The sequence below is a fragment of the Pedobacter sp. MR22-3 genome (assembly GCF_026240075.1).
Classification (GTDB): Bacteria; Bacteroidota; Bacteroidia; order Sphingobacteriales; family Sphingobacteriaceae; genus Pedobacter.
In genome coordinates this window covers 696,576-716,267 of sequence record NZ_JAPIVF010000002.1, presented here as the reverse complement: position 1 = coordinate 716,267, position 19,692 = coordinate 696,576, and the positions used below count along the sequence as shown (strand labels likewise).

The following is a 19,692-nucleotide window of genomic DNA, read 5'->3' as shown; positions in this document are numbered from 1 at the left end:
ATGAGATTTCAGACGGGTGAGGTGAGATTTTTAGCATGAAAGTTTAGGCTTTAAGCAGAGTACACAGCGTTTGGGCTTTTGACAACAATCGTATGTCGTTTGGGCATCGACGGGACAAATTCAAGCTATAAACTAAAGCGCATCAAATCAATGAAACTTAGGATTCCATTAATTTCACTTCTACCCCGAACTTCCGGAGAAAATCTACCCCTTCATCACTGGGTAAACCTTTATAAGCGGCATAAGATTTGGAATAATAAACCAATTTAATTCCCGATGATAAGATTAACCTGGCGCAGGCGATACAGGGAGATAAGGTGGTATACAAAGTACACCCCTCTATTTTAGATCCGTTTTTTGAGGCATAAAGAATGGCATTTTCTTCGGCATGCAAAGCCAGCGAGCAACTGCCTTTGCTGTCTCTTGCACAACCATGTTCCGGCCATTCCTCATCACAATTGTGCGTTCCGGCAGGTGGCCCGTTGTAGCCTATGGAAATGATCCGGGTATCTTTGGTTAAAACCGCACCTACATGTGCACGAACGCAATGCGAACGGGCAGCCAGATCGGTAGCCAGGTTCATGAATATGGTGTCGAAGCTTGGTTTATCAGTCATGTAAAAATTAAAAAGCCACAGGAAATTTATCCCTGTGGCTGCAAAAATACTTTATTAAAATTAATGTCCGCCTTCGGCTGTAATATTTTCAACGTCAATACCTTGTTTTTTAAGTTCACCGCTTACTTTCCATGCAAAGAAAATCAGGTAGGCGAAACCAATTACCGGAATGATGTATGAATGATGGATTCCGGCACTATCTGCCAGTTCTCCCTGAATCGGAGGAATAATTGATCCACCCAGAATCATCATAATTAAAAATGATGAACCCTGAGAGGTATATTTACCCAAACCTGTAATGGCCAGTGAGAATATGGATGGCCACATGATGGAGCAACATAAACCGCCACTTACAAAAGCAAAAATAGCCACATGACCAGTGGTTAATAATCCGATAATCATTGCTACGGCACCAAGTGTACCGAAAATGGCCAGTGTTTTAGCAGGTTTTTCCTGGCCAATAAATACCGCAGCAACCATAATGGCAACACATACGGCATAAACATACAAGTTACCTACATCTGTACCTGTTGCATGGTTAACCCCTAAAATAATGGCAAATGCCACAAATGGAACAATGACAGTTAAAATCTTTTTGGTTGTTTTACTTAAATTAAATGCACCTACAGCACCAGCCCATCTTCCAATCATCATACTGCCCCAATACAAGGAAATGTAGGGTTTAATATCGGCATCATCCAATCCTCCAAAATCCGGTAGTTTAAGCAAGGCACCCAGATTACTTTGGATAGTTACCTCAGTACCTACATACATAAAGATGGCCAGCATACCCAATACCAGTTGCGGATATTGCATCGCACCCCAGCTTGCAGCATTATCTTTTTTAGTGAAATAACCGAATAATAAAGCACCCAGAATAATAACCAGTGAAGAGTATACAAAGATAGAAGCATTGATGCCTGTCAGTTTAGCCAGTGGACTTGCTGCAGCCACCATCAGGAAACCAACAATCATCACTACCAACGGACCAGTAGGTTTACTGCTGGCTTCAATCTTTTCTGTACTGGTTACATCAGGAAGTTTAGAAATAGCAAAAAATATGGCTACTGCCAGAAACAATCCACCCAGGATATAATATAAGTTGTTAATTGATGAAATTTCAACGGCTTTTGCTACGGCATCGTTCGCTGTACCAAAAAGTACCACACTAACAATAACAGGTCCCATTAAACCACCGAAGTTATTGATCCCTCCTGCCAGGTTTAAACGGTGTGCACCACTTTCAGGCTCACCTAAAGCCACCACAAATGGGTTTGCTGCTGTTTGCTGTAAGGAAAAACCCAGTGCAATCACAAAGAAGGAAAATAAGATGAATAAAAAAGAACCGGAATGTACGGCAGGTATCATTAAGAATGCCCCTCCTGCAGAAATAATTAGGCCGGCAATAATTCCTTTTTTGTAACCAATTTTGTTGAGGATATCAACTTTTGTGGCTTGAGATGCAAAATACAAGATTAATGAGCCAATAAAATAGCCACCATAGAAGGTGAAATCAATAAGTTGAGATTCAAATTGCGTTAATTTAAAATGAGTTTTACAAAAGGGAATGAAGATACCGTTTGACGCGGCAACAAAGCCCCAAAAAAAGAATACAGTGATAATTGTGTATAATGCTGTACCATAATTTTTTGTTGTTTCTTTTGACATTTCGATTTAAATTGTTTTAGTTTTAGTGGGGCTAAACTTAGCTAAAAAAAAATAAAATCCATTAATTTTTGTGCGGCAGACCTAACAAAAATAAATGTTACATGTTTAGGTATAAAATTGCATATTCGCATATTATAAACAATACAATACATGTTTGAAGCCATATTATTAGGTATTGGGGCAGGGATTATATCATCGTTTCTAACAGGTCCGGTATTTTTTGCAATGATTAAAACCAGTATAGAAAGAGGCTTTATGGCAGGTTTTTCTCTAGCTGTTGGGGTAATAATTAGTGACGTTATATTAATTGCGATCGTTCTTTTTGGCAGCCAGTTTTTTGACTATAAAGCAGACTTTGATAAATATGTAGGTGCCATAGGCGGCGTATTTTTACTCGCCGTAGGGATTTATTACCTGGTTTCTAAAATCAAGGTTCATTACGACAGTTCAGCACTTCAGAAAGTCAGTAAAAGAAGTTATGTATTAAAGGGATTTTTGATGTGCATCCTTACGCCTTCTACACTCATGTTCTGGATCATCGTAAGTGGCATCATCTCGGTTAAACTCAATAATATGCTGAACGAGAAACTGTTTTGTTTTTTTATTGCCATGGCTACCCAGCTCAGCATCGATGCAACCAAAAGTTTTTATTCCAGTAAACTTCGTTATAAAATTAAGGAAGACGCCTTAAAAACGCTGAATAAAATTGCAGGTGTAATTATCATATTCTTTGCCTTCTGGCTGATATATAAAACTTATATCCAGTTTTACGCTTAGTATTAATCTTACTATAAGGGCTCGAAGAATTGTCCTTGCGAAGCGAATTTTTATTAGCTAAAGCCATATACTCAGCAAGGCTTACCTGGTGTAAAAGATTGCTTCTCCATATCTGCTCAGCAAGAACACTCCTCTATTAGGCAAGTTCAACCATACAACCCCAATGTATTCACAAAAAAGGCCCATATTTTCATATGAGCCATCCAATATTATATTTTAATCTTCGCTTAGTAAGCCCTTTGATTATTTCCTTCTTTCCAGTTGATGAAGGCTTTATTTACAACTTTATTTCCACCAGGTGTTGGGTAATTACCGGAGAAATACCAATCACCTTTATTTTTTGGACAAGCTTCATGAAGGTTCTCCAGGCTCTGATAAATTACCTCCACTTCTGCAACAGTACCTTTAGGCGTAATGATCTGTGCGATTTTAGCTGAAATTTCCTCTGGTGTAAATGGTTTGTAAATCTCTTTTACGTGATTTACAATTTCCTCTTTTGGCAACAATAACGATGCTTTGCATTTGGCATAAACATCCTCAATCACCTGCCACATACCACGTTCAGTAAGCAACTGGATCGCCGCATCAAAAGCTACGAATTGTCCCATCCTGCTCATATCAATACCGTAACAATCCGGGTAACGAATTTGCGGTGCCGAAGAAACAATGATGATTTTTTTCGGATGTAAGCGGTCTACAATTTTGATGATACTCTGTTTCAGTGTAGTACCACGCACGATAGAATCATCTAATGCCACCAAAGTATCCTGATGATTATTGATAATACCATAGGTGGTATCATAAACGTGTGCAACCATCTCGCTTCGATCAGCATCTTGCGTAATGAATGTTCTGAGCTTAACATCTTTTACGGCAAGCTTCTCTACCCTTGGGGCCAGCGACAATAAAGCCTCCAGCTCTTCGTCTGATAATTCTTGTTTCTGATGTAAAAGGATATCCTTTTGATGCCTGCGAACATATTGCTGCACACCATCAACCATTCCAAAGAAAGCCACTTCCGCAGTATTCGGAATAAATGAAAACACCGTATTTTTTAAATCGTAATTAACAGCCTGAAGGATTTTATCACTTAGTAAACGACCTAATTGCTTACGTTCGCGGTAAATCTCTACATCACTTCCTTTAGAAAAATAAATCCGTTCAAAAGAACATGAAAGTCTTTCAGTAGGTTCCCTGAATTGCTGCATGCTTACCTCGCCATTTTTCTTGATGATTAACGCATGCCCCGGATCGATCTCCTTCACATCTTTAAACTGAATATTAAATGCGGTTTGTAAAGCTGGTCTTTCTGACGCTGCAACCACGATTTCATCATCATAATAATAGTAGGCGGGACGAATTCCGGCCGGATCACGCATAATAAACGAATCGCCGTTACCCACCATTCCACAGATGGAATAACCACCATCCCAGGTTTTAGCCGAGCGGCGAAGAATATTCGCAATGTCTAGGTGGTCGGAAATTTTGTGTGTAATGGCTACGTTATCGTGCCCTTCTTTTTTGTACTGATCAAAAAGTTCCTGGTTTTCATCATCTAAAAAGTGTCCGATTTTTTCTAACACGGTAACCGTATCTGCTTTTTCTTTAGGATGTTGTCCTAACTCGTATAATTGCTCTAACAATTCATCAACATTGGTCATGTTGAAGTTACCGGCAATGACCAGGTTACGGGTCATCCAGTTGTTTTGCCTTAAGAAAGGGTGGCAATTTTCGATGCTATTTTTACCATGCGTACCATAACGCAAATGGCCCATTAACACTTCACCGATAAAGCTTACGTTGTCTTTGAGCCATTCTGTATCCTGCATTAATTCAGGCGTATTTTCCTGAATATCGACAAATTTGTTCTGGACATATTCGAAGATATCCGCTACTGCATTCGAAGCCATGCTCCGGTATCGGCTGATGTACCTGCTACCCGGTTTCATATCCAGCTTAATGGTAGCGATACCCGCGCCATCCTGGCCCCGGTTATGCTGTTTTTCCATTAAAAGGTATAATTTGTTAAGGCCGTAAAGTGCTGTACCGTACTTTTGCTGGTAGTAAGAAAGTGGTTTTAACAGGCGAATAAAAGCGATTCCGCATTCGTGTTTTATCTGATCACTCATTGTGTGGGTTTGAAGGCGCAAAGTTATCCTTTTAAACAATCACAACCTAAATAAAAAGTATTTCTTTTGTCAGTAAGAAGTTAATTCGGATTACAGACCGCACCATTTAAGTATTTTTATATCAATTCTAAGATATGGATGATATAATGAACATGTACAATATGGCGAAGCCTGTGTAATGCGTTAAGCCAGAACAGGTAAATGATAAATTGTTAAAAGGCTTATGTTAAGCAATGCTGAAAAAGATGCGGTAGTTTCATTTTTAGCTGCATGAACCTCCTGATCCAACACACCTACCCCTTTAACCAAGTTAACGCTTACGCCATTTTCTCTGATTTCAACGCTTCTCCAAAGAAAACCGAAGCATGTTCATCAAAGGCTGAAGGATCTCCGCTGGTGTAAAAAGATTTCTTTCCGGCTCTTGCTAGTTTTGCCTCAATCTCCGGATGTCTTTCCAAATAATCAACTAAACTATTAGCAACAATTTCTCCTTGCGTTAAAATGTTTATGGTTTCCGGCAATGTATTTTTCAGTTTTGGCAACAACAAAGGATAGTGTGTGCAAGCCAGTAAAACACAATCAATACCGGCAGATTGTGCCATTAGCAGCCGGCAATATTCCTGGACAAAAAAATCAGCACCTGTTTGCAAATGCTCATTGTTTTCAATTAATGGCACCCACATCGGGCAGCTTTGCTGAAACACTTTAATATCGGGAAAGAACTTATTAATTTCCAACAGATAGGATTGCGAGTTAACCGTTCCGCGGGTTCCCATTACGCCTACCTGTTTGTGCTGCGTGAATTGGTCAATTACTTCTGCTGTCGGCCTGATTACCCCTAAAACCCTTCTATCCGGATACTTTGCCGGCAAGTCTTTCTGTTGTATCGTCCTGAGTGCTTTCGCAGAAGCGGTATTACAAGCCAGAATCACCAGTTGGCAGCCCCGGGCAAAAAGCCATTCCACACATTCTAAGGTATATTTGTAAATGGTATCAAAAGAATGGTCTCCATAAGGAGAGCGGGCATTATCACCCAGATAGATGTAATTATATTCCGGCAACTGATCTGCTATAGATCTGAATACGGTTAATCCGCCATAACCAGAATCGAAAATACCTATGGGTGATGTTTGCATTGCTTCGGAAAGTTAAATATTAAAATGTTGTAAAGTTAACTGAAAATTGGTTAAAACGCTGAGAAGGTTTAGCACCGCCTGAATAGCATCTCCTTAGTCTTTTAACTTTGCAACATTAAAATGCTTCAGTACAAAAAAGCGGAACTAAGTTAAACTTAATTCCGCTTGTATTTTTTAAATCATGAAGGAAACACTCAGTTCCTAATGCTTTACTCAGTACTATTTTTTAGGCGCAGGTGCTTTAGTAGCAGTAGCTGAAATACCTAACTTAGTTTTAACTGAAGCAGTGATATCATCACCACCTTCCCAGAAAACAAGGTTATTACCACCCTGACCATTTGCAATGTCAAAAACATAAGCTAAACCTTTTTCTTTAGCTACAGCAGAAATGGCTGTTGCAACTTTAGCCTGGATAGGCTGGAACAATTCACCTTGTTTAGCACCGATATCCTGTGACGCTTTTGTACGTGCATCAGTAATGCGTTTTTCTAAATCCTGTAATTCCTGTCCCATCGTTTGTAATTGCTTACCTACGGCTTCTTTATTTGCCTCACTTAAGGTTTTTTCTAAGCTCTGGGCACTGGTCATTTTTGTCTGATATTCTTTGATCATCGCATCAATATCAGTTTGTTTTTGTTTGCCTAATGTTTCTAAAGTAGTTTGAGCCGCTTTAGCTTCGGGAAGGTTTGCAAAAACCTCTTCTGAATTAATGTGACCTAATTTTTGTTGCGCACTTGCCATATTCACTGTAAACACTAATCCTGCTGCTACAAAGAATACGTTAATTAACTTTCTCATCTTTCTATTTTACTTTTTTTATTTTTTCTAATTGTTTCTCAGAATTCAAGGGGCGAATATACTAATTATTTGCACTTCCTGGTTTGTAACCTAATTTTACAACAACATCATTACTAAGATCGTAGCTGCTGCTGGCATAAATCATCATGGTAGCTTCACTGCTCTTGTCAAAAATGAAATCGAGATATTTTGCTTTTGCAATTTGTTTAATGGCATCGGCTACCTTATCCTGTATAGGTTTCAGTAATTTTGCCCGGCTTTGGAAAAGTTCGCCATCCGGTCCAAATTTCTGACGCTGAAATTCCTTTGCCTGTTTTTCCTTTTCGATAATTTCATTTTCGCGGCGCTTGCGCATATCGTCAGTAAGTAAAACCTGGTCTGCCTGATAAGCCTTGTACATCCGGTCAATTTCAGAAAAATTTTGATCAACCTGTTGCTGCCACTGTTTTGATGCCACTTCCAGTTGGCTTAATGCAGATTTATACTCAGGCATTTGCTTTAAAATGTATTCTGTATCTACATATGCAAACTTCTGTGCAAAGGCACCAAAAGATGTGCAAAGTAAAAATGCGACTAAAAGATATTTTTTCATTGTGTGTAAATTTGTTTTCAAAGGTAAGTGAAGCAACTATGATTTCAAAAGCCAATAAATTTATATGAACTCATCACCCTTTTCTTATTAGCTAAAGATTTTATTTAATCAGTTTAAGTTCTATTTAAACCCTGACTTATTTATTACCTGAAACATAATCAGTACAAAGATACTATCAAATAACTAAAGCCCAAGTAAACTTGAGCTTTTAACTTTTTTTAACAAATACATACTAAAATAACAATCAATGTCTATATGAATTCACAAAAAAGGGATGCTTATGGTGAGCATCCCTTTAAATATTATGTTATAATCTTTTAAAATCCGCCCAATTGTTGAGCAATACTGAATGTAAAATTCTGACGTCCAAAATTACCATCTCTACTATTGATAATTTTATCAAATCCATGACCATAGTCAATTCCTAATAACCCAAATATTGGTAAGAAAATTCTGGCACCAATACCTGCAGATCTTCTTACGTTAAACGGATTGAAATCACCAAACCTGTTCCAGGTATTACCACCCTCTGCGAAAGCCAGTACGAAAGCGGTTGCCTGCTGACTTGAAATAACAGGATAACGAAGTTCTAAAACATATTTAGTGTAAATCGGACTTCCGGAAGTTTGAGCTGTATTTATAGCATTAGGATTTATATCTACCGGTACTACAGCATTGTTTGCGTAACCACGCATGGCAATAATTTCAGAACCTTGTAAGAAATCGAATCCCTGCATACCATCACCACCCAATTTAAAACGCTCAAATGCTGATTGACCAACTGCTTTATTATATTGACCTAAGAAACCAAACTGTGCCTGTGCTTTAACAACCAAGTTTCCGGCAATACGCTGATACCATTGTGAATCAAATTTCCACTTGTGGTATTCCGTAAAACGATATTTATCTTTATCAGATGCGGTAGCATAATTCGTTTTGTTGAATAATGAATACGGAGGCGTTGCCTGAATGGTAAATCGAATAAAAGATCCTGATTTCGGGAAAATTGGTGAATCTCTCGAATCACGGCTAATTTCCTGAGACAAATTAATATTATAAGATGTTCCTGATGAAAACAAAAACCCTGTATAATTATTCAAAATGTATTGCTGCAAGCTCACTGCATGACTCAATTGGAAATAGTTATCCGGCCAGTTTAATCTTCTTCCTAAACTTACGGTTACACCATTTAAACGAATCTTCTGCAATCTATTGTCATCAGAATTATACCCATTAGATTGCAATGAGGTAAATGCACTTACACCAAAACTTACCGGTTTCTCGCCACCGAACCAGGGTTGAGAGAATGAGAAACTATAAGACTGGTAATACTTACCATTGGTTTGTCCACGTAAGCTTAATTTCTGTCCGTCACCTTTTGGCAAAGGTTTATAGGCTTTTAAATTAAATAAGTTTCTTAAAGAGAAGTTGTTAAAGGTTAAGCCCAATGTACCGATGATCCGGCCACCACCAAAACCACCTGACAATTCAATCTGATCTGAAGGTTTTTCTTCCACTGCATATTCAATATCGACTGTACCATCTGCCGGGTTAGGGCGAGGTGTAGGTACCGTTTTAGATTCGTCAAAGTTACCCAACTGTCCAATCTCACGAATAGTACGAATTAAATCACTCTTATTAAATTTCTGCCCGGGTTTGGTACGGATTTCACGCAAAACCACTTTATCATTGGTGATGGTATTCCCCTTTAAGGTAATTCTGTTGTTTACATATTGAGGACCTTCATACATGCGCATTTCCACATCTACGGTATCTCCATAAATTTTGGTTTGTACCGGATCGATGTTGAATGTCAGGTATCCATTATCAGTATACATACTGTTGATATCTCCGCCATTTTCGCCACCACCGTTCAGTTTTTTATTTAGTCGTTCCTCACTGAAAACGTCACCTTTCTCAATTGTTAATACTTTACTTAAAATACTGTCAGGATAAATGGCATTACCTGCCCAGGTAATATTTCCGAAGTAATATTTCTTGCCTTCATAAATATCCATCTTAATGTTAACCTTCTTTTTATTGTGCTGATAAATGCTATCTTTCAAAAGGGTTGCATCACGGTAACCTTTCTCCTGCAATTTCGCGATCATCTTCACTTTATTCTCTTCATATTTCTCTTTAGAAAATTTTCCTGAACCCCAGAAACGCCACCAGGCAAATTGCTTAGGGTTCTTTAAAAACTTCCTCAGCTTGGCTTCCTTAAAATCTTTATTCCCGGTAAAGTAAATGCGCTGTACTTTAACCCGGCTTCCTTTATTGATATTAGCCTCTAAAACAACACTGTTTTCGGCATTAGGATCTTTACGGGTTTTATAATCAATGGCGGTAAAAAAGTAGCCCTTATCCAGCATATACTTTTTAATGATCGTTGAGGTGGTGTTATATAAGTTATCATTAACGATTTTACCTGTTTTATCATTTAACTTTTCCTGAATGGCTGTTCTTTGAGATTTGCTGATGCCCTTTAAATCAATGGAACTTAAGCGGGGACGTTCCACTACTTCGATTTCAAAATAAACAGAGTCCTGAACAAACTTCTCAATATTAATCTTCACATCATCAAACAATCCCTGTGCCCAAAGCGTTTTAATTGCATCGGAGGTTGCCTCACCCGGAAGCACCACCTTATCGCCTTTTGTTAATTTGGATAGCGTAATCAAAACATCTTTATCCAAATACTGCGTACCTGTTACGGTTGTACCGCCGATAATGTATTCTTTGGGACTGAAATAATCGAGATCCAAGCCTCCAACCTTCAAAGATGGGGTTACCGGTGCCTGACCTTGCGGACGTATTTGAGCAAATGCCGGAGCGGCTAAAACTAGTAGGATTAAAACTTGAAATATTCTTTTCATTAAAATAATTTGTTCAGTAATGGCCACGAAGGTACACGTTTTATAAAGTAAATCACTTTATTTAGTTTCGCTTTTGATGGTTACATTTATCGTATAAAAGTGGCGCTAAGTTAGTTTAAACGCTTGTTAAAAAGTGTTAAAAGAAAAATTAGTTTAATTGTTCACTAATTTTGCCGAAGCGGCGCTCGCGTTTTTGATAGTCTACTATCGCTTCAAAAAGATCTTCACGTCTGAAATCAGGCCAGAGCACATCGGTAAAGTAAAACTCCGTGTAAGCCATTTGCCAAAGTAAATAATTACTGATGCGGTGTTCTCCGCTGGTCCTGATCATTAATTCGGGATCAGGCATATTAACCGTAGTTAACTTTGAGGAGAATAAATTTTCATCAATATCCTCAATAGAAATGGTATTGTTTTTTACAGCCTCAGCAATTTGTTTGGCCGCATCTAAAATCTCCCATTTTGCGCTGTAACTTAACGCAAGTGTTAAAGTACATTTCTGATTATGCGCAGTTTTAGCCATGGCTTCATGCAAATCATTAATGCATTGTTGTGGCAATGATGAAATGTTACCAATGGCGTTTAACCTAATATTGTTCTTATTCAGTGTTTCAGTTTCGTTGTTGATGGTAGAAATCAGGATTTGCATCAATGCATCAACCTCTTCCTTTGGCCTGTTCCAGTTTTCCGTAGAAAAAGCATAGAGCGTTAAGTATTCAATACCTACATCTACGCAACCTTCTACAATATCTTTTACAGAAAGTACCCCCTGCTCGTGACCAAACACGCGTACTTTACCCTGGCCTTTTGCCCATCTTCCATTACCATCCATGATCACGGCAATGTGCTTTGGCAGGCGGCTATAGTCTATTTGTTCTTTAAATCCCATTAATTATGTCAAAATCAGCTTAAAACGAATAGCATTTTGAGGATACAAAGGTAAAAGATATGCCAACACTAACAAATAGATAAGTATCCCTTTTTCTAAAATCTCCTCTTTGGGTACCTGGAATTCCAATCTGACCGATAGATGGATCAGATAAATTTAAACCAGGACTTCCTACTCTGGTATTGTTTTGAAGTTCTAAACTTGGATATTTTCCGCTCACATCATCAATATAATCCGTCATAGGTGTTCTGTATCCGATTTCTGAAAAAATACTCCAGGTATCTTTATAATTGTATCTTAAGCCTACACCATATGGGATAGTGAGGGCAATATTACTGTAGGCATTTTCCTGTCCTTCAGTAGCCATCCGATCCAAGCGGTATTTTTCTCCGCCATACTTGATTGTAGGTTTGAACATCACTACACCGGCACCTGCAAAAATATAAGGTGAAAACAACCTGTTGCCACCGCCCAGTTTAAAATTAAATAAGTTAAAATCTAAGATGGCGCTTAATTCATTTAAACTTGTTTTGAAACTTAGATTCCTTTCCCTGAACTGTGCATTGTCAGATTCTGAATCTTTGGCCTGAATCTGCCCGTAGCTATAATTCAAACGCACCCCTAAATATGAATTGAAATTTTTCTTTCCGAATATTCCTGCAGAAAGACCACTGATTTTAAGGGGATTATTCTGATTTAAATCACCCATGTAGCCTGCACCTCCTGCCATAACGCCAAGTTCCCAGTTTCCTCCCTCCTGCCCACGTGACACCTGCGTGCTGAAAGCAAAAAAAAGAAAAATCAAAAGGAGTTTGTTTGGCGTCATATTTAATAGTTACGGGTATCAATTCCCCATAATAATTTATTTCTTAACGTATTCAGGTAAGTCTCATTATGAAGCCGGATCAGATTCAGGCAAAAATCTGCCTTTTTAATGGAAATTTTAACAGATCGTTCTACCGTAACGGTTCTGCTGTCGCAGGAAACCAGAAATTTAGATTCACGTGCTTCTACTTCAAAAGATAATTTATGGGCATCAGGCAGCACCACCGGCCTTACATTCAGGTTATGTGGCGCAATTGGCGTTACCACAAAATTTCTGGAATCCGGATAAATGATCGGTCCGCCACAGCTTAGTGAATAGGCGGTAGAACCCGTAGGTGTAGCAATGATTAATCCGTCAGCCCAATAAGAATTGATAAACTCATCATTCATGGAAGCATGAATAATCATCATGGCAGAATTATCACGGCGGTGAATGGTAATATCATTCAGCGCAAAATTTTCTTCGCCAAACAATTTATTATCTGATTCTAAAACCAGCAGTGAGCGGCAATCTAAGCTGTATTCTCCATGAATGACAGCTTTTAGTGCAGATTCGATTTCATTTTTATTGATGCTGGCGAGAAAACCCAACCTTCCGAAATTAATTCCAATCACCGGGATGTTGGAATTTCTGATCAAGGAAAGTGTATCCAGCAATGTGCCGTCGCCACCTAAACTGATTAAGATATCAGCCCGTTCTTTAAGCTCTGCATGGTTATGAAAAATAACTGTGTTTTTCGGTAAATTAATCTTACCATGAAGCGATGTTTTAAATTTGGAATATAACACCGGCTGAACATCATAGTTAGCCAAATGATTAAAAACCTCCTGAACATAGGGCAAAACTGTATCATTAAAGTCTCTCCCGTAAATGGCTATCCTCATCATTGGTTTTTAAACATTTAAATAGTTCATGAAAGAATCAAACCGTTCCTGAGATCCATCATCAACCTGGGTGTTGTTATACACTTCTTTTACCTGATAATCGTAGCGTTCAAAAGCGGCTACTAAAGAAGTAAGTTCTGTTTTATTGATTTTTAAAGTTATTTCAAGGCGTGTAGAATCCGCAAAGGAATTAACATAAGAAGATAAAATCTGGGCATTGTCTGCTTCTACAATCTGAGCGATATGCGCCAGAGAATTGTCTCGGTTACCAATTTCCAGGACAATTATTCCGCCGGGTTCATTTACAGCGTATTGACCGGCCACAGCATCTACCATCTCATGAATGGAAATTAAACCCAGGTAATTTTTTTGCTGATCAACCACCGGAACCGCGCTGATGTGCAACTGGCTGAGTAACCTGATCACATCGTAAGTATGCGTATCATTAAGGACAAAAATACTGAGCAAATGAACCGATGCATCATTTAAAGAAGTATCATGATCATGAATATTAAGTAAATCATCCTCCGAAACTAACCCCACAAGCACACCATCATGTACTACCGGCAAGTGCTTTAATTTAAAATCGTTTAAGCGATCTAAAGCCTTTTGCACCGAGTCGTTGATGTTCAGTGTCGGGATGTCATTCGATATGATTTCTTCAGCAAACATTATTTAAGTAATATCCTGTCTAAGAATTTTTCTAAGTAATTGTTAAATATTTCGGGTTGCTCCATCATGGGTGCATGACCACATTGATCTACCCAGTTAAGTTCCGAGTTTGGCAATAATTCATGAAATTCCTTTGCCACTTCCGGGGGGGTAACCTTATCATTTTTACCCCAGATTAAGGAAACCGGAATGGTAATTTTTGATAATTCCTTCGCCATATTATGGCGGATAGCTGATTTTGCCATCGTTAAAATCCGGATCACCCTTGATCTGTCGTTAACGGTTTTAAACACATCATCAACAAGTTCTTTGGTGGCCGTAGCCGGATCATAGAAGGTAAACTCTACTTTTTCCTTAATGTAATCATAGCTTTCACGGCGTGGAAAAGAACCGCCAAAAGCATTTTCGTACAAACCTGAACTTCCCGTCAGCACTAATGCCTTTACAAATTCCTGATGTGCAACGGTAAACACCAGGCCTACATGTCCACCCAGCGAATTGCCGACCAGCACTACCTGATTTAATGATTTAAATTTTAAAAAACGGTGAACGTACCTCGACAGGGCTTTAACGCCCAAGGTTAAAATGGGTAGGTCATATATCGGAAGAATGGGAATAATGACATGATATCGGTCTTTAAATCGTTCTATCACCAATTCCCAGTTGCTCAGTTCACCCATCAGGCCGTGTAGCAATACCAGTGTCTGGCCCTTTCCAGCTTCAATATATTTAAATCCTTCTTCTTCTATTACCTGGTATGTCATATGTATTTTAGATGGTATTGTGCACTAAGTTAGTAGAGTAAAATTAAATTTCCGCATTTCTATGCCATTTTTCTGAAATAAAACAGAAAACGGTACAAAAACACGGTTATTGAAGCGGAAAGCGACTTCGATTAGCGTTTACGAACTTTCTACCTTTAAATCTTTTGTCCTTAAGCCAGTTTTTCTTTAACAATTTCAGCAATTAGTTTCCCATCTGCTTTACCGGCAAGTGCCTGGTTAGCCGGCCCCATTACCTTACCCATATCTTTAACTGATGTTGCGCCAGATTGTTTGATTACTTCATCAATAATCACTGCAACCTCTTCCCTGCTTAACTGCTTTGGCAAAAACTGGCTAATCACTGCAATTTCTTCTTCTTCCACCTGATATAAATCGGCTCTGTTCTGTGATTTATAAATATCAGCAGATTCACGGCGCTGTTTAATCAGTTTCTGAAGAATTTTTAATTCAGCTTCTTCTGTCATATCCTCTGAAGATCCTTTCTCTGTTCTGGCCAAAAGTAAAGCCGCTTTTATTGCCCTTAAGCCTCTTAACTGTGCCTGATCTTTAGCCAGCATAGCTTTCTTCATTTCCTGATTTATAGTGTCTGATATCATATTTTATTTTTTTAAAGGTGAGGTGATTATCTGGTAAGTTGTGCTATCTCAAATCCCCGACTATCCATTCTTTCTATCTATAATCGTAGCCGTGGCCTGAACTGTTGGCATAATTAACATATCATTAATATTTACATGTTTTGGCCGGCTCACTACATACCAAATGGCATCAGCGATATCATCGGCAACAAGCGGCTCCAGGTTTTCATAAACCTTCTTTGCCCGGTCTTCATCTCCTTTAAAACGCACTACAGAAAATTCAGTTTCGACCATGCCCGGATTAATTTCAGTTACTTTAATACCATGAGGTAAAAGATCTATCCGCATGCCTTTACTTAACGCATCAACAGCATGTTTGGTAGCACAATAAACATTTCCATTTGGATATACCTCTTTGCCGGCAATTGAACCAATATTGACAATATGACCAGCATGTTGAGGTATCATCCAGTTAGATACTATTTTTGTAACGTACAATAATCCTTTTACATTGGTATCAATCATGGTATCCCAATCACCGGTACTGCCCTGGTCAATCGGGTCTAAACCCTGACTCAAACCAGCGTTGTTAATCAGGATGTCTACTTTTTTCCAGTCGGCAGGTAATGCTTCCAGCGCAGCGGATAAATGCGCTTTATCTCTGACATCTGCCAAAACCTGCTTAATTTCTATTCCGTATTGATTGTTAAGTTGTTTTGCAACTTTCGCCAGACGATCTTCACGGCGGGCCAGTAGAATTAACTGATAACCTTGCTGAGCGAATGTACGTGCGCAAGCCTCGCCAATGCCAGATGTTGCGCCTGTAATTAAAACAATTTTAGACATGTTTGTGATTTTTTAAGTCATGATAAACCCCCGACCCAAAACTAAGGCTGATGATTTACCTCCGCTGGCAAAGGTAAGTTTTTTTGAATTGTACGGCTATTGAAAAATTAAACTGAACGTTAATTGACGCAATTTCAACTTATCTATCGGATTGGCAAATGCCGTATTATCATGTTGAAGGATATCATTCGTAGAATACGATAATTTAATTTCCGGAGACATTTTAAAATATTCGAAATACAAATCGAAGCCAATTCCAGTTTCGTAAGAGAGGTAATTGCGCTGATTTTTCAACAATTTATTGATGGCCGCTTCACCTTCATCTAAAGTTTTTTTCTTTGATGCAATATCAATAGAATACTTTGCGCCACCTAACCAGTAAGCACGAAAGTTATTTAGGCGGTTTGATTTCACTTTTATTCCGAGTGGAAATTCAAACATGGTCGCCTGCACTTTCTTATCTACCAGGGTTTCAAAATTTTTCATTTGTCCATTTCCCAAAGGAATTGATTCCTTTGGTTCATATTCATAGCTCACGATACGGTCGCTAAAAATTAAGGAAGGTGTTGCTCTAAGATCAAAGTTTTCAGAAATGTTTCTATTGATCACAAAACCTAATCCAAAGCCCTGAGCAGGTTTACTGGAAATGGCATTGAGTTGGCTTGTTACAGGTAAACCTGTGGTGGAGTCATACGAGACGCCAAAAGAATCCGGCAACTCATAAAATGGTGATTTCCAGTTTTCCTTTTTAAGAATTTTATATTCAGCAGAAATATACTGAAAGTTAAACCCAAAGCTCCAGTCTTCATTGTCAATGCCTCCACCCCAATTTTGGGCGAATGCCGTACTTGATCCAATAAATAAGGAAAGAATGAGGCTTAATTTTTTTATCATTTAGTTCCGACGTAAATTGAACTTATTCCGAACGTTAAAATCCTTTGTTTGGTATTTTTAAAACCAACTCTTTCCATTAGGCCAGTAAAATCATTACCATCCGGAAAGGCTGCTACAGATTCTGGTAAATAGGTGTAGGCCCTAGCATCTTTTGAAAATAATTTTCCAAAAAATGGTGTAACATGTAAAAAATAAAAATTGTATAGCTGTTTTACCGGAAACACCCTCGGTTTGGAAAACTCCAGAATGACCATTTTGCCACCTGGTTTTAATACACGGTACATATCAGCCAAACCTTTCTCCAGATTTTCGAAGTTCCGCACGCCATAAGCACAGGTAATGGCATCAAAGGTATCTGCTTCAAAATGCAGGCCTTCCGAATCACCAACCTGAACCGAAAATATTTCACTTAAGCTACGTTGGTTGATTTTTTTGCGGGCCACTTCCAGCATGCCTTCAGATATATCGACACCAACCACTTTTTCAGGATGCAGTTTCTTGATGGCTTCGAATGCAAAATCACCTGTGCCGGTAGCCACATCCAGTAAATTTCTTGGCTGAATAGACACCAGTTCCTTAATGGCCTTCTTGCGCCAGAGTACATCTATACCTAAAGAAAGAAAATGGTTTAAAAAATCGTATGTACCTGAAATGTTATTAAACATGGTTGCAACCTGCTCTTTTTTAGTTGCATCTGTAACCTGGTATGGAGTGATGTTCTGATTCATGATAAGTAGCAAATATAAGGAAAAAGTCGGGAGTCTTTAGTCAAGAGTCTAATGTCTGGGTTGCAATAATCAATGCACCATTTAAAGTTTACATTTCTACCAGACTAATCATTTTCCACTTTAGACTTTGAACTTCGGACTTCGGACTCAAAACCCTACCTTTGCATTATGGTTATCAAAACGGCAACATTTGTTTGCAGCAACACCCAGATTTCGGCTTTACCGGCACCATTAATGCCTGAATATGCTTTTATTGGCCGGTCTAATGTCGGTAAATCCTCTTTAATTAATATGTTAGTGAATCAGCATGGCCTAGCGAAAACTTCGCAGCGCCCAGGCAAAACACAACTTATTAATCACTTTTTAATTAATGAGAAGTGGTACATCGTCGATCTTCCGGGCTACGGTTATGCAAAAGTTTCAAAAACCAGCAGAGAGAAATGGGAGAAATTTATCCGCGCCTACATTACCAAAAGAGAAAGTCTGCAATGTGTTTTTGTTTTGATTGACAGCCGTTTAGAACCACAACAGATTGACATTGAATTTTGCTACTGGTTAGGTGAAAAGCAAATTCCATTTTCGCTGATATTTACCAAAGCCGATAAACAAGGTATGACAACCACACAGAAAAATGTAGCTGCATTTAAGAAAAAATTAGGCGAATTTTTTGAGGAAATTCCGGCTACCTTTATTTCTTCTGCAGAAAAAGGAACCGGAAAAGATGAGGTGCTTCAATTTATTGGAGAAGTAAATCATGATTTTGTTGTTCCAACAGAATATAAAAAGTTTTAGTTGGTTCATTAGTCATTAGTTTATTTCGACAGCCAAATGTTTATAGTTTGATAGCTCATGGTTTCGTTATCGATAGCATGTTTGAGAATTGAGTTTCACGACTGATTTTCCTTTAAAACATTTAAGCGATCAACCCTGAACAATTAACCATTTTAAATTATTAATATCTGTGTAATCAGTTCAAAAAAAATGAAAAAATACTTTTCTCTCGTATTATTCGCTCACTCCGTTTTTGCATTACCTTTTGCCATGATTGGCTTTTTTCTCGGTATAACCACCACTGAAAATCCTTTCGAATGGCATAAACTGATTTTAGTTTTACTGTGTATGGTATTTGCCAGGAATGCAGCCATGGCATTTAATCGCTACCTGGACCGGGATATTGATGCCAAAAACCCACGTACACAAATGCGTGATATTCCTGCCGGAAAGGTATCAGCTAATGAAGCACTCATTTTTGTAATCATCAACTGTATATTATTTGCAGCTGCCACCTATTTCATCAACCCGCTCTGCCTCTATTTATCGCCCGTTGCCCTCTTCGTGGTATTGTTTTACAGCTATACCAAAAGGTTTACCGCACTGTGCCACCTGGTACTCGGACTTGGCCTTGCGCTTGCCCCTATTGGTGCCTACATTGCCGTAACAGGGCATTTTGCTTTGGTACCTGTTTTATATTCTTTAACCGTACTTTTCTGGGTAAGTGGATTTGATATTATTTATGCCTTACAGGACGAGGATTTTGATCGGGCAGAAAAATTACACTCCATCCCATCCGCACTTGGCATAAAAAATGCACTGAATGTATCGGTTTTACTGCATGTATTTTCAGCAGCCTGCGTTATCCTGCCAGTTTTTTTTACCGAATTTAGCTGGGTATATTACATCGGGATTCTGTTTTTCTGCTCCATGCTGGTATATCAGCATTTGCTGGTTAAACCAAATGATATTAGTAAAGTAAACAGGGCATTTCAAACCTTAAATGGATACGCTTCAGTGGTATTTGCGCTCTGTTTTTTAATCGACGCCTATTTAAGACATAAATAAAAATGAGTGAGTTTGAAGAATAATTTAGAATGAGTAAATGACCGAATGAGTGAGTTTTAAGAACAATTTTGGATGAGAGAGTTTTGAATGAGAGAACATTTGGCAATTTCAATATCATTCAGTCATTCTCTAACTCTCTCATTCAATCCCTCGCTAATTCTC

At 38.5% G+C, this 19,692-nt stretch carries 19 protein-coding genes; 3 read left to right on the top strand and 16 right to left on the bottom strand.

The window, feature by feature from the left end:
- Window positions 1-157 precede the first annotated feature (157 nt).
- Both OQ267_RS06745 and OQ267_RS06740 read right to left on the bottom strand, forming a co-directional pair.
- Window positions 158-616: a deoxycytidylate deaminase gene (locus OQ267_RS06745; RefSeq protein WP_088303244.1), complete on the bottom strand. Its 459-nt coding sequence runs from the start codon at window positions 614-616 to the stop codon at window positions 158-160.
- Between the two features lie 60 nt (window positions 617-676).
- Complete coding sequence (locus tag OQ267_RS06740) at window positions 677-2,284, bottom strand: MFS transporter (RefSeq protein ID WP_265835315.1); 1,608 nt, start codon at window positions 2,282-2,284, stop codon at window positions 677-679.
- A 150-nt stretch (window positions 2,285-2,434) separates the two neighbouring features.
- Between OQ267_RS06740 and OQ267_RS06735 the strand changes: the two genes are divergently transcribed.
- Window positions 2,435-3,061, top strand: a complete 627-nt coding sequence (locus tag OQ267_RS06735; protein ID WP_088303246.1) for a LysE family translocator — start codon at window positions 2,435-2,437, stop codon at window positions 3,059-3,061.
- A gap of 227 nt (window positions 3,062-3,288) precedes the next feature.
- Here OQ267_RS06735 and OQ267_RS06730 read toward each other — a convergent pair whose 3' ends face one another.
- From OQ267_RS06730 to ubiE, 14 genes are all read right to left on the bottom strand, one after another.
- Window positions 3,289-5,190 carry a class II glutamine amidotransferase gene (locus OQ267_RS06730; protein WP_088303247.1) on the bottom strand — a complete coding sequence of 634 codons (1,902 nt, stop codon included), beginning with the start codon at window positions 5,188-5,190 and terminating at the stop codon, window positions 3,289-3,291.
- A gap of 317 nt (window positions 5,191-5,507) precedes the next feature.
- Complete coding sequence (murI, locus tag OQ267_RS06725; protein WP_265835314.1) at window positions 5,508-6,326, bottom strand: glutamate racemase; 819 nt, start codon at window positions 6,324-6,326, stop codon at window positions 5,508-5,510.
- Between the two features lie 219 nt (window positions 6,327-6,545).
- On the bottom strand, window positions 6,546-7,124 hold the full coding sequence (locus tag OQ267_RS06720; RefSeq protein ID WP_088303249.1) for an OmpH family outer membrane protein: 579 nt from the start codon (window positions 7,122-7,124) through the stop codon (window positions 6,546-6,548).
- 61 nt (window positions 7,125-7,185) lie between these two features.
- Window positions 7,186-7,716 (bottom strand): OmpH family outer membrane protein, encoded by a 531-nt coding sequence (locus OQ267_RS06715; protein WP_088303250.1) that lies wholly within the window; start codon window positions 7,714-7,716, stop codon window positions 7,186-7,188.
- Between the two features lie 317 nt (window positions 7,717-8,033).
- Entirely contained in the window at window positions 8,034-10,592 is a 2,559-nt protein-coding gene (gene bamA / locus OQ267_RS06710; RefSeq protein WP_265835313.1) for an outer membrane protein assembly factor BamA, read from the bottom strand.
- A gap of 148 nt (window positions 10,593-10,740) precedes the next feature.
- Complete coding sequence (locus tag OQ267_RS06705) at window positions 10,741-11,481, bottom strand: isoprenyl transferase (RefSeq protein ID WP_088303252.1); 741 nt, start codon at window positions 11,479-11,481, stop codon at window positions 10,741-10,743.
- Window positions 11,482-11,500: 19 nt separating this feature from the next.
- Window positions 11,501-12,307, bottom strand: a complete 807-nt coding sequence (locus OQ267_RS06700; RefSeq protein ID WP_088303253.1) for a DUF6089 family protein — start codon at window positions 12,305-12,307, stop codon at window positions 11,501-11,503.
- A 2-nt stretch (window positions 12,308-12,309) separates the two neighbouring features.
- Window positions 12,310-13,191 (bottom strand): NAD kinase, encoded by an 882-nt coding sequence (locus OQ267_RS06695; protein WP_088303260.1) that lies wholly within the window; start codon window positions 13,189-13,191, stop codon window positions 12,310-12,312.
- Between the two features lie 9 nt (window positions 13,192-13,200).
- The gene (locus tag OQ267_RS06690) at window positions 13,201-13,863 is read right to left on the bottom strand and encodes a CBS domain-containing protein (RefSeq protein WP_265835312.1); all 663 of its coding nucleotides are present in this window, start codon (window positions 13,861-13,863) and stop codon (window positions 13,201-13,203) included.
- Window positions 13,863-14,627 (bottom strand): alpha/beta fold hydrolase, encoded by a 765-nt coding sequence (locus OQ267_RS06685; RefSeq protein WP_088303255.1) that lies wholly within the window; start codon window positions 14,625-14,627, stop codon window positions 13,863-13,865. Before OQ267_RS06685 ends, OQ267_RS06690 begins: the two co-directional genes overlap by 1 nt.
- A 170-nt stretch (window positions 14,628-14,797) precedes the next feature.
- The gene (locus tag OQ267_RS06680) at window positions 14,798-15,244 is read right to left on the bottom strand and encodes a GatB/YqeY domain-containing protein (protein WP_088303256.1); all 447 of its coding nucleotides are present in this window, start codon (window positions 15,242-15,244) and stop codon (window positions 14,798-14,800) included.
- A 60-nt stretch (window positions 15,245-15,304) separates the two neighbouring features.
- Entirely contained in the window at window positions 15,305-16,069 is a 765-nt protein-coding gene (locus tag OQ267_RS06675; RefSeq protein ID WP_088303257.1) for an SDR family oxidoreductase, read from the bottom strand.
- Window positions 16,070-16,165: 96 nt separating this feature from the next.
- Entirely contained in the window at window positions 16,166-16,963 is a 798-nt protein-coding gene (locus tag OQ267_RS06670) for an outer membrane beta-barrel protein (RefSeq protein WP_265819669.1), read from the bottom strand.
- Complete coding sequence (gene ubiE / locus OQ267_RS06665) at window positions 16,960-17,691, bottom strand: bifunctional demethylmenaquinone methyltransferase/2-methoxy-6-polyprenyl-1,4-benzoquinol methylase UbiE (RefSeq protein ID WP_265835311.1); 732 nt, start codon at window positions 17,689-17,691, stop codon at window positions 16,960-16,962. The genes OQ267_RS06670 and ubiE overlap by 4 nt, the downstream gene beginning before the upstream one ends.
- A gap of 168 nt (window positions 17,692-17,859) precedes the next feature.
- Between ubiE and yihA the strand changes: the two genes are divergently transcribed.
- Both yihA and OQ267_RS06655 read left to right on the top strand, forming a co-directional pair.
- On the top strand, window positions 17,860-18,483 hold the full coding sequence (gene yihA, locus OQ267_RS06660; RefSeq protein WP_265835310.1) for a ribosome biogenesis GTP-binding protein YihA/YsxC: 624 nt from the start codon (window positions 17,860-17,862) through the stop codon (window positions 18,481-18,483).
- Window positions 18,484-18,672: 189 nt separating this feature from the next.
- Window positions 18,673-19,530, top strand: a complete 858-nt coding sequence (locus OQ267_RS06655; protein WP_265835309.1) for a UbiA-like polyprenyltransferase — start codon at window positions 18,673-18,675, stop codon at window positions 19,528-19,530.
- Window positions 19,531-19,692 lie beyond the last annotated feature (162 nt).

Bases quoted from the DNA above. Each gene is read 5' to 3' on its own strand.
- OQ267_RS06735 (WP_088303246.1), top strand. From the start codon at position 2,435: ATGTTTGAAGCCATATTATTAGGTATTGGGGCAGGGATTATATCATCG.
- ubiE (WP_265835311.1), bottom strand. From the start codon at position 17,691: ATGAATCAGAACATCACTCCATACCAGGTTACAGATGCAACTAAAAAA.
- yihA (WP_265835310.1), top strand. From the start codon at position 17,860: ATGGTTATCAAAACGGCAACATTTGTTTGCAGCAACACCCAGATTTCG.
- OQ267_RS06655 (WP_265835309.1), top strand. From the start codon at position 18,673: ATGAAAAAATACTTTTCTCTCGTATTATTCGCTCACTCCGTTTTTGCA.
- OQ267_RS06720 (WP_088303249.1), bottom strand. From the start codon at position 7,124: ATGAGAAAGTTAATTAACGTATTCTTTGTAGCAGCAGGATTAGTGTTT.
- OQ267_RS06705 (WP_088303252.1), bottom strand. From the start codon at position 11,481: ATGGGATTTAAAGAACAAATAGACTATAGCCGCCTGCCAAAGCACATT.
- OQ267_RS06700 (WP_088303253.1), bottom strand. From the start codon at position 12,307: ATGACGCCAAACAAACTCCTTTTGATTTTTCTTTTTTTTGCTTTCAGC.
- OQ267_RS06680 (WP_088303256.1), bottom strand. From the start codon at position 15,244: ATGATATCAGACACTATAAATCAGGAAATGAAGAAAGCTATGCTGGCT.
- OQ267_RS06695 (WP_088303260.1), bottom strand. From the start codon at position 13,191: ATGAGGATAGCCATTTACGGGAGAGACTTTAATGATACAGTTTTGCCC.
- OQ267_RS06690 (WP_265835312.1), bottom strand. From the start codon at position 13,863: ATGTTTGCTGAAGAAATCATATCGAATGACATCCCGACACTGAACATC.
- OQ267_RS06715 (WP_088303250.1), bottom strand. From the start codon at position 7,716: ATGAAAAAATATCTTTTAGTCGCATTTTTACTTTGCACATCTTTTGGT.
- bamA (WP_265835313.1), bottom strand. From the start codon at position 10,592: ATGAAAAGAATATTTCAAGTTTTAATCCTACTAGTTTTAGCCGCTCCG.
- OQ267_RS06675 (WP_088303257.1), bottom strand. From the start codon at position 16,069: ATGTCTAAAATTGTTTTAATTACAGGCGCAACATCTGGCATTGGCGAG.
- OQ267_RS06670 (WP_265819669.1), bottom strand. From the start codon at position 16,963: ATGATAAAAAAATTAAGCCTCATTCTTTCCTTATTTATTGGATCAAGT.
- murI (WP_265835314.1), bottom strand. From the start codon at position 6,326: ATGCAAACATCACCCATAGGTATTTTCGATTCTGGTTATGGCGGATTA.
- OQ267_RS06685 (WP_088303255.1), bottom strand. From the start codon at position 14,627: ATGACATACCAGGTAATAGAAGAAGAAGGATTTAAATATATTGAAGCT.
- OQ267_RS06745 (WP_088303244.1), bottom strand. From the start codon at position 616: ATGACTGATAAACCAAGCTTCGACACCATATTCATGAACCTGGCTACC.
- OQ267_RS06730 (WP_088303247.1), bottom strand. From the start codon at position 5,190: ATGAGTGATCAGATAAAACACGAATGCGGAATCGCTTTTATTCGCCTG.
- OQ267_RS06740 (WP_265835315.1), bottom strand. From the start codon at position 2,284: ATGTCAAAAGAAACAACAAAAAATTATGGTACAGCATTATACACAATT.